Here is a 13,015-nt window from a genome sequence, read left to right as displayed (position 1 = left end):
CCGAGGCGGCCTGACAGCCGACCTGATCTTGGAAGCTGAACCCAATCAAATGTGGGAGCGGGCTTGTCGGACCGCCGAGCCGCTGCGATGGCATCAACTCGGTGTACTTGGTGGACCGAGGTGTCCGCATCGCAGGCAAGCCAGCTCCCCCAAATGATCGGGGTTTACAGCTTGGCGATGGACACTTCGGTCGACTTCACAAAGGCAATCACTTCGCTGCCCACTTTCAATTCCAGGTCACGCACCGAGCGGGTGGTGATCACAGAGGTGACGATGCCGGACGCGGTCTGCACGTCGATTTCGGACACCACTTCCCCCAGCAGAATTTCCTTGATCACGCCCTTGAACTGGTTGCGCACGTTGATCGCTTTAATAGTCATGTCGGCTTTCCTTTTGGCTGTTGGGTCAATCCGCACGAATGCGCAGGCCCTCAAAATGCGCCACTCAATCATCCATTAAAAGGAATATATAACTCTTTATTTATTCGATATGGATATATACGCACTGTTCACCTGGCAACAGCGGATCAACACACTGCCCTCTCACACCACAACACAATTGACCTGAACCCCAGCAAATACGCCCCGACAACAGATGGCACAGAGACTGCATATTCCGATTGAGCATGATGGAACATGTCATTTCAATTTTCTGAATATAAGAAAAGCCTTCTCTCACCGCCTTGTCCGGAGCTGTTCCATGAAACCCTTCACCCAACGCTTACTGGGCGCCTGCGCCCTCATCTTGTGTGTGCAACCGCAAGCCTTCGCCGCCGAAGCCGACCCCGCGCAAGTCAACCTGGATTACGCCTACTACTCACCGGTCAGCCTGGTGCTCAAGCATTTCGGCTGGCTGGAACAAGCGCTGCCGAACAGCAAAGTCGGCTGGGTACTGAGCCAAGGCAGCAACCGCTCGCTGGAATACCTCAACAGCGGCGGCGTCGACTTTGCCTCGTCCGCCAGCCTGTCGGCGGTGTTGAGCCGCGCCAATGGCAGCCCGATCAAATCGGTGTACGTCTACAGCCGCGCCGAGTGGACCGCGCTGGTGGTGCGCAAAGACTCGCCGTTCAACCGCGTGACGGATCTGAAAGGCAAGAAAATCGCCGCCACCAAAGGCACCGACCCGTACCTGTTCACCCTGCGCAGCCTGCAACAAGCCGGGCTGAAAAAAGACGACGTCGAGTTAGTTCACCTGCAACACCCCGACGGCCGCACGGCGCTGGAAAAAGGTGACGTAGACGCCTAGGCCGGTCTCGACCCGCACATGGCCGCCAGTGAAATTCAGGCCGGCTCACGCCTGCTGTACCGCAACAAGGACTTCAACAGCTACGGCGTGGTCAGCGTCACCGAGCAGTACGCCAAGGAGCATCCGCAGACCATCAGCAAGGTGCTCGGCGCCTATGAAAAAGCCCGCGACTGGGCAGTGAAACACCCGGATGATTTCGCCAAATTGCTCGCCGACGAAGCCGGACTGCCGCTGGAAGTGGCCAAGCTGCAACTGTCGCGCACCGACCTCGGCAGCCCGTTGCTGACCGCCCAGGATGTGCTGTCCTCCAAGGCCGCTGCGCCGATCCTGGTGTCCGAGGAATTGGTGCGCCGTGGCGTGAACGTGGACCAGGTGATCGACCAATTGATCGACACCTCTTTCGGCCAGGCGCTGCCAAAGCAGTAAGGGGAGCGTGATGACCAGCAGAATCCAAACAACGGCCCTTCCCGCGCCGGTCGCCATCAACCGCAGCGCCTGGCCTCGGCGGCTCAAGGGGCTGCTGTTGCCGGTGCTGATCCTGCTGGTGCTGGAAGTGGTCGTGCGTATCGGCTGGCTGCCGTCCTACCAGATGCCGGCCCCCAGCGAGATTGCGGTGACGCTCACCGACCTGGCCGAGGGCGCGTTGTGGAAACACATCAGCGCCAGCCTGTTGCGGGTGCTGGCAGGCTTCACCATTGGCGCGAGCCTGGCCTTGATCTTCGCCGCCTGGGTGGGCTTGAGCCGTGAAGCCGAAGCCTACCTGGAGCCAACGTTTGCCGGGTTGCGCTCGATTCCGAGCCTGGCCTGGGTGCCGCTGTTGCTGCTGTGGCTGGGCATTGATGAAACCTCGAAGATCGTGCTGATCGCGATTGGCGCGTTCTTCCCGGTGTACCTCAATGGCGTCGCGGCGATTCGTGATATCGACCGCAAGCTGGTGGAAGTCGGACAAATGTACGGTTTCAGCAGGCCACGCCTGGTGCGCCGAATTCTCTTGCCCGCCGCCCTGCCCGGCCTGTTTACCGGGCTGCGCAGCGGCCTGAGCCTGGCCTGGATGTTTCTGGTGGCCGCCGAACTGATCGCGGCCACCAAGGGCCTGGGCTACTTGCTCAGTGATGGTCGGGAAACCTCGCGGCCGGACATCGTGCTGGCGGCAATCATCGTGCTGGCGCTGTTGGGCAAGGTCAGCGATGGCGTGCTCGCGGCACTGGAGAAACGCTGTCTGGCCTGGCGTGACACCTTCAATGGCCAAGGCGCGGAGCAATGAGCATGCAACCGTTATTAGAGATTCACGTCGCGCGTAAAAACTTTGCCAGCACCACAGTGCTGAAAAATGTACACCTGGCGTTGCAACCGCGCGAAGCCGTGAGCCTGCTGGGCCCCAGCGGATGCGGCAAAAGCACGTTGTTGCGCATCGTCGCCGGCCTGGAAAAGGACTTCCAGGGTGAACTGCGCAGCCCCGCAGGCGAGGTCGCTTTTGTATTCCAGGAGCCCCGGCTGATGCCTTGGCTGACGGTGGAGCAAAACATCGGTTTCAGCGATGACAGCCACTATGACAAGGCCTGGGTCACGCAGTTGATCGAAGAAGTCGGCCTCGCGGGCTTCGCCCAGGCGCTGCCCAAGGCCTTGTCCGGCGGCATGGCGCAACGGGTGGCCATCGCACGCGGCCTGTATTCACGCCCGCAGGTGCTACTGCTCGATGAGCCATTCAGCGCGGTGGATGCCTTCACCCGCATGAAACTGCAGGACTTGCTGCTGCAACTGGCCGAGCACCATGCCATTGCCCTGCTGCTGGTGACCCACGATGTGGACGAGGCGCTGTACCTGAGTGACCGGGTGCTGGTGATGGACAACCGGCCAAGCAGCATTCGTCAGACACTGGCGGTGGACCTGCCTCACCCGCGAGACCGGCGTGACCCGCTGCTGGCGCAGCTCAAGGCGCTGTCCTTGACCGAGTTGCAGCGGGCCCATGTGATTTAGGCCAATGTGCGACTGAGTGTCACCCAATACCGCGTCCGCGCCCGCACCTCAAACCCCAGTGTCTGGGCCAGCAGGCTGAGGATGCGGTCGGTGTCATCCAGGCGAAAGCTGCCGGTGACCCGCAGGGTTTCCAGGCTCGGGTCCCAGCGCAGCACACCTGGGCGATAACGCTCCAGCTCGCGCAAAAAATCCCCCAGCGCCTGGTTTTGCGCAGTCAAAACGCCGTCGCGCCAGTCCAGTTGCTGCGCATCGAACGGCACCCGCTCGCCAAGCCCCTGGGGCTTTAATAACGCTTGCTGACCGTTGCTCAAGGTCGCCAGTTGCCCGGTCACATCGCGCACCTGCACCGCGCCCTTGAGCACCGACACCCGGCAGCCGGTCGACAACTGCCGCACACACACCTCGGCCTGGCTGACCTGAACCTCGCCGTAGCGGGTGTTCACTGCGATCAAAGCCGAGCCCGGCACACTCAGCGCCAATTCCCCTTCCACCAGCGTGATGCGCCGATGCGCGCGGTCGACATCGACCGCTGTGGCGGTATTGAGTTGCAGGCTGCTGCTGCCATCGATCAAGGGCAGGCGTTTGCGCTCGCCGGTGGCGGTGTGCAGATCGGCACGCCACGCCTCGATCGGCAACTGGCGGCTGATCAACCAGGCGGTGGGCACCAACGCCGCCACACCCAAGGCACGCTTGAGGATCGCTCGCCGCGCCAATTGCGGACGGTCGAGGCTGGCCATCGCCAATGCGTGTGGCAAGTCACTGAAACGCTGGCGCAGGGATTGGGCTTTTTGCCAGGTCTGTTCGTGTTGGGGATGACTGTCGCGCCATTGCTGCAAGGCCGCATGGTCACGCTCGGTGGCGGCGCCAGACTCCAGCAATGCCAGCCATTGGGCGGCGGCGCGCGCGACATCGCGATTCACAGGTCCACCAGCAGGCAATGTTCGTAGGCTTGGGCCATGTAGCGCTTCACCGTGCGCTCGCAAACGTCGAGCCGTTCGGCAATCTCTCGATAACCCAGGCCTTCCAGCTGGCTCCACAGAAACGCGCGGCGCACCAGCACCGGTAAACCGTCAAGCAACTCATCCAGTGCTTGCAGGGTTTCGAGCATCAGCCAGCGTTGTTCGGGTGACGGCACGCAGGCGTGCGGCAGGTTTGCCAACGCATTCAAGTACGCCTGCTCAAGGCTGCGCCGCTGATGAAAGTTGACCAGCAGGCGCTTGCCGACGGTCACCAGATAGGCACGCGGTTCCTGCATCTGCGCAATTGGCTGTGCACTGGCGAGCACGCGCAAAAAGGTGTCCTGGCTCAGGTCCGCTGCATCCCAGGCATTGCCCAGGCGCCGCCGCAACCAGCTTTCCAGCCAACTGCGGTGGTCGCGGTACAAACTCGACAACGTGAGTTCGGCAGCGTGGGTCGGGGCAACAGCATCAGTCATGGCGAGCAACCTGCGCGGCGCGAGTTAATCTCAAATGAGATTAATTCTATTTAATATCGTGCCGACACACCATGTTCTTTTCAACATTGCGTTTATACGCAAGCCTCTGCGTCAAATACCTGACCGCGCCCGACCACGCTGGCAGGTGCCAACACCGCCCCCGGCGCCAACACCGCATTGGCGCCGATTCGGCACTGATCGCCGAGCAACGCGCCGAATTTATCGCACCCGGTGCGCTGCAATTGCCCGTTGATCCGCACCTGCACTTCCTTGTCCTCGCGCTCATTGCGGTAGTTGGCGACGATGCTGCCGGCCTCCAGATTGACCCCATGGCCCAGCACCGAATCGCCGACAAAGTTGAAATGCGCCAGCTTGCTGCCACTGAACACAAACGAGCTTTTCAACTCCGCACCCGGGCCGATGATGCATTGCGCATCCACCCAGCACCCGGCGCGCAGCAGAGAACCACTGGCGATAAAGCAATGCGCGCCGATGATCAGTGGCCCCTTGAGCAAGGCGCCGGACTCGACGGTGGCGGTACGGTGGATGGCGATTTCATCCTGAATGACGTAAGCGTCTGCCGGCAATTGCGCCAGTAACTGGCGAACAATTGCCGGTGCCTGGGCCACCAACGCCCAAGGCGTCAGGTCAGCCCAAGGTGCCAACGGGGATTGGGAAACGTGGGCGATGTAGTCGGTGAGTCGGATCAACGTCGAACCCTCCAGCGGTCAAAGAAGCTCGAAACGCTAGCATGTCGGGCGTGATAAACGGAACTTTACTATTTGTCTTGATATGGATATTTTATCCACAAATGCACACGAGGTCCGCTCATGCAATTGCCTGACTATCAAGACGTCATCGCTGCCGCCCAACGGCTGGAAGGCATCGCCCATCAGACGCCGGTCTTTACTTCGCGCACCCTGGACGCCGAAACCGGCGCCCAGGTGTTCATCAAATGTGAAAACCTGCAACGCACCGGCTCGTTCAAGTTTCGCGGCGCGTTCAATGCCCTGTCGCAGTTTGACGCGCAGCAGCGCAAGGCGGGCGTGGTGGCGTTTTCTTCCGGCAACCACGCCCAGGGCATTGCGCTGGCCGCTCGTTTGCGGGGCATGCCGGCGACTATCGTGATGCCCACCGACGCGCCTGCCGCCAAGGTTGCAGCGACGCGGGAATATGGCGCCAGCGTGGTGCTGTATGACCGTTTCACCGAAGACCGCGAACAAATCGGCCGCACCCTGGCCGTTGAGCACGGCATGACGCTGATCCCGCCTTACGATCACCCGCACATCCTCGCCGGCCAAGGCACCGCCGCCAAAGAGTTGCTGGAATTCAGCGGCCCGCTGGACGCCCTGTTCGTCGGCCTGGGCGGGGGTGGCATGCTCTCCGGCACCGCGTTATCGACCCGCGCCCTGTCGCCGGATTGCCAACTGTTTGGCGTCGAACCCCAAGCCGGTAACGATGGCCAGCGCTCATTCCACAGCGGCAGCATCGTGCATATCGACACCCCGGCGACCATCGCCGACGGCGCACAAACCCAACATTTGGGCAACTACACCTTCCCGATCATCCGTGACCTGGTGAATGACATCCTTACGGTTTCCGACGCGCAGTTGGTAGACGCCATGCGCTTCTTCATGCAGCGCATGAAACTGGTGGTTGAACCGACCGGCTGCCTGGGCCTCGCGGCATTACGCCAACTGGGCGAGCGGTTCAAAGGCCAGCGCGTGGGCATCATCGTCACCGGCGGCAACGTGGACATCCAGCGCTACGCCGCCCTGCTCAGCGAGGCGCCATGAAGATCATCCACACCTCGAAGGCCTCAGCACCGGCCGGGCATTATTCCCAGGCCATCAGCCACGGCGACACGCTGTATATCTCCGGGCAATTGCCGGTCAGCCCGGACGGGCGTCACAACCTGTCGGCGCCGTTTGCCGAACAGGCCCAAATCGCACTGCATAATCTGTTGGCCATCCTGAACGCCGCCGGCGGTTCGCCGCAGGATTTGGTGAAGGTCACGGTGTACGTTGCCGGGGTCGGGCACTGGCCGGCGTTCGACCGCGTTTACGCCGCCGCGCTGGGCGATCACCGCCCTGCCCGCGCGGTGGTCCCGGTGCCCGAATTGCATCACGGTTACCTGGTGGAGATTGAAGCCGTGGCGCGCTACTTGGCGTAGGTGTAGACCGCTGCGCGTGACACGCCCAAGTGCGAGGCCACAGTCTCCATGGCCCGACGAATATCCATGCAGCCGGCGTCTTTGAGCTCTTGCAGCAGCACCCGCCGGTCCGCCGCCTTGAGTGCACGCGGCGTGGTTGCCAGGCGTGCGGCGAACTGGTCGATACGTGCGCGTATTACATCGGCACCCGAGGGGTCGAGGGACTCGCCGGGCTTGTCACCACTGACCGAGCCAAACTGTTCCAGCATGCCCTGCAAGCCCCGGAACAACGAAAGATCCACGTTCATGCACAAGGCGGCGACGTACTTGCCGCTGGCGTCCTTGATACCAATCGAGGTGCTCTTGACCTGGCGGCCATCGGCGAACTGGTTCTGGTAATTGGCGATGACCTGGGGGTACTCAGGGTCGGCAATTCGCGCCAGCCCAAGCTCGGTGGCCGGGTCACCCGGCTGACGCCCGGAGAGGTTGTTATGGATCGCCAGGATCGCGTGCTGCGGGTCACGCAAGTCATGCAGCACCACCTCGCAGAATGGGCTGAAGGTCTTGCTCAAGCCTTCGGCAATCTGTTCGAGCTGGCTGATCAGGGTGGTTTCTTCGGGAGAGGTCTTTTTCATGCAAGACAACATATCCAGTCCTGGACAGGGCGTCAATTTGGCCGCTGTCCCTCATTGTGGAGCTTGAACCATGGACACCCCTGCCGCATTGATTGATACGCTGAAAATGCAGCGCAATATCCAGCGCATGCAACAGCGCGCCGACAGCCTGGGCGTGCACTTGCGCCCCCACGTCAAAACCCACAAATGCGCCGAAGTGGTGGCCGCACAGATCGCCGCTGGTGCTCACGGCATCACCGTTTCGACGCTGAAAGAAGCCGAGTATTTCTTCGAACTGGGCCTCCACGACATTCTCTATGCAGTGGCGATGGCGCCACACAAACTGCCTCAAGCGCTGGCACTGCGTCGTCAGGGTTGTGCGCTGACGCTGATCACCGACAGCCTCGCCGGTGCCCGGGCGATTGTTGATTTCGGCCGAGAGCACGGTGAAGCCTTTGCCGTCATGATCGAGATCGACTGCGACGGCCACCGCTCCGGGGTCAAGCCGCAGGAGCCCTTACTGCTGGAAATCGCGCACCTGCTCGGCAACACACTCACCGGCGTGCTGACTCACGCCGGTGAAAGCTACGGGCTGGATACGCCCGAGGCCTTGCAGGCCATTGCCGAGCAGGAACGTGCGCGCTGTGTTGAAGCGGCCGAGCGGATTCGAGCGGCGGGCTTGCCCTGCGTGCAGGTCAGCGTCGGTTCCACACCGACCGCATTGTCGGCAATGAATCTGGACGGCGTTACCGAACTGCGCGCCGGGGTGTATGCGTTTTTCGACCTGGTGATGCACAACATCGGCGTGTGCCGCACCGAGGAACTGGCCTTGAGCGTGCTGACTACGGTGATCGGCCATCAAGCGGAAAAAGGCTGGATCATCACCGACGCCGGCTGGATGGCCATGAGCCGGGATCGCGGCACCCAATCGCAGAAACGCGATTTCGGCTATGGCCAGGTGTGTGATGAACACGGTGAGCCCATCGCAGGCTTGTTGTTGAGCAGTGCCAATCAGGAACATGGTGTGGCGCGGTTCGAAGACAGCGGCATGGACGTCGTCGCACAGTTCCCGCTCGGCACCCGCCTGCGCATCCTGCCCAACCATGCGTGTGCCACAGGGGCGCAGTTTGGTCGCTACCACGCGATTCTGGATAACGGTGAAGTGCACGTCTGGGAGCGGTTGCGCGGCTGGTAGATAAATACCCAGCGAGTATCAAACCATACTCACTTGATATTAGACGCAAACAAAAACGAGGGAGGAAACTAGCGCCAACTATAAAAATACCTAAAGAGTATAAAGATGCAAATCCATTCCTCCTGGATTGTCCTGTCCATCACCGGCCTGTACATGGTTAGCCTTGCGCTGATCAGCTACGGGGTACGTCGGCATTCGCGCAGCGCCACCAACTACACCACCGGCGGTGGGCACTTCCCCGCATTCCTGATTGGCTTCCTGATGCTCTCTGAATTCATCGGCACGGCAGTCAGCATCGGCACCGCGCAGACCGGGTTCAAAGTCGGCCTCTCGGCTGCGTGGAACCTGTTCGCCCTGGCCCTGGGCTTTGTGCTGTTCGCCTGGCTGTTGGCGCGCAAATATAAGGAGCTGGGCGACAACACCATCTCCGGCGTGCTCTCGCGCAACTACGGCCAGCGCACGCGCTTCGCGACCTCCATCATTACCATTTTCGCGCTGGAGATCGTCGCGGTGTCCATCTACGCCAGCGGCGGAGCGGTGTTGGCCAGCGTGATGCAAGTGGACCGCACACTGGCCATCGTCATTGTCGGCGTAGTGTCAGTGATGTATGTAAGCATCGGCGGCATGCGCTCGGTGATCTACACCAACTTTGTGCACGCAGCGTTGAAGTACCTGGGTGTCGGCCTGGCGTTGTGGTTCGGTCTCAAGCAAGTCGGCGGCATCGGCCAGTTACAGGCGCAATTGCCCGCGAGCATGTTCAACTGGACCACCGTCGGCTGGGGCCAGATTATTGCGTGGATGATCGCCGGGATCGGTTCGATCTTCTCCACCCAGTACGTGATCCAGGCAGTGAACACCGTCAGCCATGCGGGCAAGGCCCAGCGTGCGTGCTTCTACGTAGCGGTGTTGATGGTGCCGTTTGGCATCGGCGCGGCATTGATCGGCATGTGCAGCGCCGTGTTGTTTCCTCAGGTGGATTCGCTGCAAGCCTTTCCCAGCCTAATCGCGAGCATGGATCAATTGACCGCCGGATTAGTCGTTGCGGGCCTGGCCGGCTCGCTGTTCGGCACGATATCGGCGGTGAGCATGGGCTCGGCCACGTTGCTGCTGCGGGACTTCTACGAGCCGTGGTTCAACCCGGAAAAAAGTGACGCCAAGAACCTGCGCTTCGTGCGTCTGGCGACTATTGCTGTTGGCCTGCTGCCCATTGCGTTGGCACTCACCTCGGACAAAGTGCTGATGATCGCTTTTCTCGGCAAAGCCCTGCGAGCGTCGTTGGCGGTCCTGGTATTGCTGGTGTTCTACGCGCCACGCTTCGGCACCGCGACCGGCGCATTCCTGAGCATTATTGCGTCACTCCTGGCGACGGTAGGCTGGTTTCTGGCGGGTAACCCTTGGGGGATTGATAACGCGTATGTGGCGCTGTTTACGCCGTTGGTGATTATGGGGATCAGCCATATCACCCGACGCAACACCCCCTCGCTGCACCCGGTTTCCCAGGCGCAGTAAACCCTTGTGGCCGCTGGCACGATCAAGCGTCCTGCAAAATCAGGTCGGCGCCCTTCTCCGCCACCATCAACACTGCTGCATGGGTATTGCCCGACGTCACATTCGGAAAGATCGACGCATCGACAATCCGCAATCCGTCCAGCCCATGCACCTTCAAGCGTTTGTCCACCACCGAGACCTGCGGGTCCGAGCCCATGGCGCAGGAGCCGCACAGGTGGTAGATCGAGCCGCTGTTTTCACGGAAGTATTGCAGCATCTGCTCATCGGTCTGCACAGCCGCGCCCGGTAATACTTCGGCCACGGTGATGCCCTTGAGCGCCGGTGCCTGCATGATCTTGCGCATCAACCGGCTGCCCTGGATCACCTCGTCGATGTCCTTTTGGGTGCTCAGGTAATTGGGGTCGATCAGCGCCGCGTCCCGCGGGTTTTTCGAGGCGATGCGGATGGTGCCACGGCTGGTCGGGCGGCACGGGTTGAAGCACAGCAGGAAGCCGGAATAAGGCTCGGGCTTGAGGCTGGCCTTGTTGTTTTTTGGAATCTGGTACGACAGCGGGTTGAAATACAGCTGCAGGTTCGGGTCTTTCTGCGCGTCGTTGCCGCGAAAGAAACCACCCGCCTGGTTGACGCTCATGGCCAACGCACCTTTGCGCGTAAACAGGTACTTGAGACCGAGTTTCAACTGGCCGAACAGCGAGCTGAGTTCGTCGTTCAGCGTCGGGATATTGGCCTTGTAGTAGTAGCTGGCGCACAGGTGGTCTTGCAGGTTATCGCCCACGGCCGGCAGGTGCTTGACCAGCGGGATAGCGTGCTCGGCCAGCAATTGCTGGTCAGCCACACCCGACAGTTGCAGGATCTTGGGCGTGTCCACCGCACCGGCGCACAGGATCACTTCCTTGCGCGCGGTGAAGGTACGGACCACGCCGTGCTGGGTGACAGCAATGCCGGTGGCGCGTTGCTGGTCGTCGAACAGCACGCGATCAACCAGCGCATGCAATTCCACGGTCAGGTTCGAGCGACTGAGGGCCGGGTGCAAATGGGCAAAGCTGCTGGAGCAGCGCTCGCCCTTGCGGGTGTTGACGTCATACAGCCCGGCGCCTTCGAAATTCGGGCCGTTGAAGTCGTCGCTATGGGCGTAGCCGAGTTGCTCGCAGCCCTTGAGAAACACGTCACAGATCGGGTGGGTCTGGCCCTTCATCGGCGTGATGCTGATGGGGCCACTGCCGCCGTGGTACTCGGTGTCGCCCAACGGGTGGTTTTCCAGCTTGCGAAAGTACGGCAGCACGTCTGCAAAGCCCCAGCCATCGTTGCCGTTGGCGGCCCAGTCATTGAAGTCATGGGCCTGGCCGCGCACATAGATCATCGCATTGATCGAGCCCGAGCCCCCCTGCACTTTGCCCCGTGGCGCGTAGATTTCACGGCCTGCCAGCTGCTTTTGCGGCTGGCTGTAGTACATCCAGTTGAAGGTCGGGTTGTAATACATCTTGGCGAAACCGACCGGGATCTTGAACCACCAGGAACTGTCTTTGCCGCCGGCTTCCAGCAGTAACACGGAGTATTCGCCCGAGGCGGACAACCGGTTAGCCAGTACGCACCCTGCGGCGCCGGCGCCGGCGATGATGTAGTCATATGTCATGCACAATTACCGCGTTATCCGTAGTGAAGTGCCTGGCTCAGCCTTTGGCCGGCGAGGTGTCTTTGACGTCAGCCGGTGTGGCAGCCATTTGCAGGTGCAGGCGCTCGCCGGTATAGGGCGTGTGCTTGCGCACCACGTCCATGTTCAGCTCCACCCCCAGGCCCGGCTCAGTGGACGGAATGATGTAGCCGTCCTCCCATTGCAGTGGCTTGGTCAGGATTTCGGCATGGAAACCGCCCCAGGTCATGATGCTTTCCTGAATCAGGAAGTTCGGCGTGCAGGTGGCCAGCTGGAAACTCGCCGCCGCGCCAATCGGCCCGTTGTACAGATGGGGCGCGATCTGCGCGTAGTAGGCCTCGGCCATGCTCGCGATTTTCTTCGCCTCCAGCAGCCCGCCGCAGCGCGCCACGTTCATCTGCAGGATCGACGCGCCGCCAGCTTGTAGCAGCTTGAAGAATTCATACTTGGTGGTCAGCCGTTCGCCCGTGGCGATCGGGATACTGGTCTTGGCCGCCACTTGGGCCATGGCCTCTTCCTGGCCAGGCGGTACCGGCTCTTCGAACCAGAGCGGGTCGTATTTCTCCAGGCGCTTGGCCAGGCGGATCGCCGACGATGGCACCATCTGCCCGTGGGTGCCGAACAGCAGGTCGCACTTGTCGCCTACCGCCTCGCGGATCTTGCGGCAGAAGGTCTCGCAGCGTTCCAGCACCTCCAGGGAAATCTGGTGGCCGGAGTACGCGGTGTACGGCCCCGCCGGGTCGAATTTCACCGCGGTGAAGCCCTTGTTCATGTTCTCGACGGCGCACTCGGCCGCCAGGTCCGGGTCGTCGTAGTCATACTCGCCCTGGCTGTTGACCGGGTACAGGTAGGTGTAGGAACGCAGGCGCTCGTTGACCTTGCCGCCGAGCAATTCGTAGACCGGCTTGTTGGCCGCCTTGCCGATGATGTCCCAGCAGGCCATTTCCAGGCCGCTGACCACACCCATCATGGTCAAGTCCGGGCGTTGGGTGAAACCGCTGGAATAGGCCTGGCGGAAAAAGCGCTCGATATGGTGCGGGTCGTGGTTGAGCAGGTAGCGCTCAAACACATCCTCGATGATCGGCAGCATGGCCTTGGGGCCAAAGGTGGCGGCGTAGATCTCACCGACACCTTCGATGCCGCAGTCGGTCTTGAGTTTGACGAACAGCCAGTACATCCCACCAATGTGCGGCGGTGGAACGGCGACGATATGGGTTTCAAGGGCGACGATTTTCAT

At 61.3% G+C, this 13,015-nt stretch carries 13 protein-coding genes and 1 pseudogene; 7 read left to right on the top strand and 7 right to left on the bottom strand.

Going from position 1 to position 13,015, the window contains the following annotated elements; all coding sequences use genetic code 11:
- Window positions 1-164: 164 nt before the first annotated feature.
- Complete coding sequence (locus ACDZ94_RS12995; protein ID WP_003173733.1) at window positions 165-380, bottom strand: TOBE domain-containing protein; 216 nt, start codon at window positions 378-380, stop codon at window positions 165-167.
- 319 nt (window positions 381-699) lie between these two features.
- Between ACDZ94_RS12995 and ACDZ94_RS12990 the strand changes: the two are divergent.
- The 3 genes and pseudogenes from ACDZ94_RS12990 to ACDZ94_RS12980 all read left to right on the top strand — a co-directional run bounded on the left by ACDZ94_RS12990 (window position 700) and on the right by ACDZ94_RS12980 (window position 3,222).
- A pseudogene (locus tag ACDZ94_RS12990) lies at window positions 700-1,671 on the top strand (aliphatic sulfonate ABC transporter substrate-binding protein).
- Between the two features lie 10 nt (window positions 1,672-1,681).
- Complete coding sequence (locus ACDZ94_RS12985; protein WP_064452237.1) at window positions 1,682-2,509, top strand: ABC transporter permease; 828 nt, start codon at window positions 1,682-1,684, stop codon at window positions 2,507-2,509.
- On the top strand, window positions 2,506-3,222 hold the full coding sequence (locus ACDZ94_RS12980; protein WP_262667825.1) for an ABC transporter ATP-binding protein: 717 nt from the start codon (window positions 2,506-2,508) through the stop codon (window positions 3,220-3,222). The genes ACDZ94_RS12985 and ACDZ94_RS12980 overlap by 4 nt, the downstream gene beginning before the upstream one ends.
- On the opposite strand, the gene ACDZ94_RS12975 is transcribed toward ACDZ94_RS12980, so the two are convergent.
- The 3 genes from ACDZ94_RS12975 to ACDZ94_RS12965 form a co-directional block, all read right to left on the bottom strand.
- Window positions 3,219-4,142: a FecR domain-containing protein gene (locus ACDZ94_RS12975; RefSeq protein ID WP_262667823.1), complete on the bottom strand. Its 924-nt coding sequence runs from the start codon at window positions 4,140-4,142 to the stop codon at window positions 3,219-3,221. The genes ACDZ94_RS12980 and ACDZ94_RS12975 overlap by 4 nt on opposite strands.
- A complete protein-coding gene (locus ACDZ94_RS12970; protein ID WP_053256254.1) occupies window positions 4,139-4,657 on the bottom strand; it encodes a sigma-70 family RNA polymerase sigma factor in 519 nt (172 codons plus the stop codon). The genes ACDZ94_RS12975 and ACDZ94_RS12970 overlap by 4 nt, the downstream gene beginning before the upstream one ends.
- Window positions 4,658-4,749: 92 nt before the next feature.
- Window positions 4,750-5,367: an LpxA family transferase gene (locus ACDZ94_RS12965; RefSeq protein ID WP_221294631.1), complete on the bottom strand. Its 618-nt coding sequence runs from the start codon at window positions 5,365-5,367 to the stop codon at window positions 4,750-4,752.
- A gap of 120 nt (window positions 5,368-5,487) precedes the next feature.
- On the opposite strand from ACDZ94_RS12965, the gene ACDZ94_RS12960 reads away from it, so the two are divergent.
- On the top strand, window positions 5,488-6,453 hold the full coding sequence (locus ACDZ94_RS12960) for a threo-3-hydroxy-L-aspartate ammonia-lyase (RefSeq protein ID WP_432750239.1): 966 nt from the start codon (window positions 5,488-5,490) through the stop codon (window positions 6,451-6,453).
- Window positions 6,450-6,830: a RidA family protein gene (locus ACDZ94_RS12955; protein WP_053256257.1), complete on the top strand. Its 381-nt coding sequence runs from the start codon at window positions 6,450-6,452 to the stop codon at window positions 6,828-6,830. Before ACDZ94_RS12960 ends, ACDZ94_RS12955 begins: the two co-directional genes overlap by 4 nt.
- Here ACDZ94_RS12955 and ACDZ94_RS12950 read toward each other — a convergent pair.
- Window positions 6,818-7,444, bottom strand: a complete 627-nt coding sequence (locus ACDZ94_RS12950; RefSeq protein WP_128590880.1) for a helix-turn-helix transcriptional regulator — start codon at window positions 7,442-7,444, stop codon at window positions 6,818-6,820. The two genes, ACDZ94_RS12955 and ACDZ94_RS12950, sit on opposite strands and share 13 nt — an antisense overlap.
- Before the next feature lie 70 nt (window positions 7,445-7,514).
- On the opposite strand from ACDZ94_RS12950, the gene ACDZ94_RS12945 reads away from it, so the two are divergent.
- Window positions 7,515-8,618 (top strand): DSD1 family PLP-dependent enzyme, encoded by a 1,104-nt coding sequence (locus ACDZ94_RS12945; protein WP_221294628.1) that lies wholly within the window; start codon window positions 7,515-7,517, stop codon window positions 8,616-8,618.
- Between the two features lie 105 nt (window positions 8,619-8,723).
- The gene (locus ACDZ94_RS12940; protein WP_432750238.1) at window positions 8,724-10,127 is read left to right on the top strand and encodes a sodium:solute symporter family protein; all 1,404 of its coding nucleotides are present in this window, start codon (window positions 8,724-8,726) and stop codon (window positions 10,125-10,127) included.
- 22 nt (window positions 10,128-10,149) lie between these two features.
- On the opposite strand, the gene ACDZ94_RS12935 is transcribed toward ACDZ94_RS12940, so the two are convergent.
- Window positions 10,150-11,760: a GMC family oxidoreductase gene (locus ACDZ94_RS12935; protein ID WP_064452227.1), complete on the bottom strand. Its 1,611-nt coding sequence runs from the start codon at window positions 11,758-11,760 to the stop codon at window positions 10,150-10,152.
- Between the two features lie 37 nt (window positions 11,761-11,797).
- Window positions 11,798-13,015 carry a mandelate racemase/muconate lactonizing enzyme family protein gene (locus ACDZ94_RS12930; protein ID WP_432750237.1) on the bottom strand — a complete coding sequence of 406 codons (1,218 nt, stop codon included), beginning with the start codon at window positions 13,013-13,015 and terminating at the stop codon, window positions 11,798-11,800.

Origin of the sequence: Pseudomonas sp. UBT, assembly GCF_050915955.1 — a bacterium.
GTDB lineage: Bacteria > Pseudomonadota > Gammaproteobacteria > Pseudomonadales > Pseudomonadaceae > Aquipseudomonas > Aquipseudomonas antarctica_A.
This window is presented reverse-complemented; position numbering and strand designations above follow the sequence as displayed.

Coding starts and splice junctions, on each gene's coding strand:
- ACDZ94_RS12980 (WP_262667825.1), top strand. CDS start 2,506: ATGAGCATGCAACCGTTATTAGAGATTCACGTCGCGCGTAAAAACTTT.
- ACDZ94_RS12935 (WP_064452227.1), bottom strand. CDS start 11,760: ATGACATATGACTACATCATCGCCGGCGCCGGCGCCGCAGGGTGCGTA.
- ACDZ94_RS12985 (WP_064452237.1), top strand. CDS start 1,682: ATGACCAGCAGAATCCAAACAACGGCCCTTCCCGCGCCGGTCGCCATC.
- ACDZ94_RS12955 (WP_053256257.1), top strand. CDS start 6,450: ATGAAGATCATCCACACCTCGAAGGCCTCAGCACCGGCCGGGCATTAT.
- ACDZ94_RS12945 (WP_221294628.1), top strand. CDS start 7,515: ATGGACACCCCTGCCGCATTGATTGATACGCTGAAAATGCAGCGCAAT.
- ACDZ94_RS12960 (WP_432750239.1), top strand. CDS start 5,488: ATGCAATTGCCTGACTATCAAGACGTCATCGCTGCCGCCCAACGGCTG.
- ACDZ94_RS12930 (WP_432750237.1), bottom strand. CDS start 13,015: ATGAAAATCGTCGCCCTTGAAACCCATATCGTCGCCGTTCCACCGCCG.
- ACDZ94_RS12940 (WP_432750238.1), top strand. CDS start 8,724: ATGCAAATCCATTCCTCCTGGATTGTCCTGTCCATCACCGGCCTGTAC.
- ACDZ94_RS12970 (WP_053256254.1), bottom strand. CDS start 4,657: ATGACTGATGCTGTTGCCCCGACCCACGCTGCCGAACTCACGTTGTCG.
- ACDZ94_RS12950 (WP_128590880.1), bottom strand. CDS start 7,444: ATGAAAAAGACCTCTCCCGAAGAAACCACCCTGATCAGCCAGCTCGAA.
- ACDZ94_RS12995 (WP_003173733.1), bottom strand. CDS start 380: ATGACTATTAAAGCGATCAACGTGCGCAACCAGTTCAAGGGCGTGATC.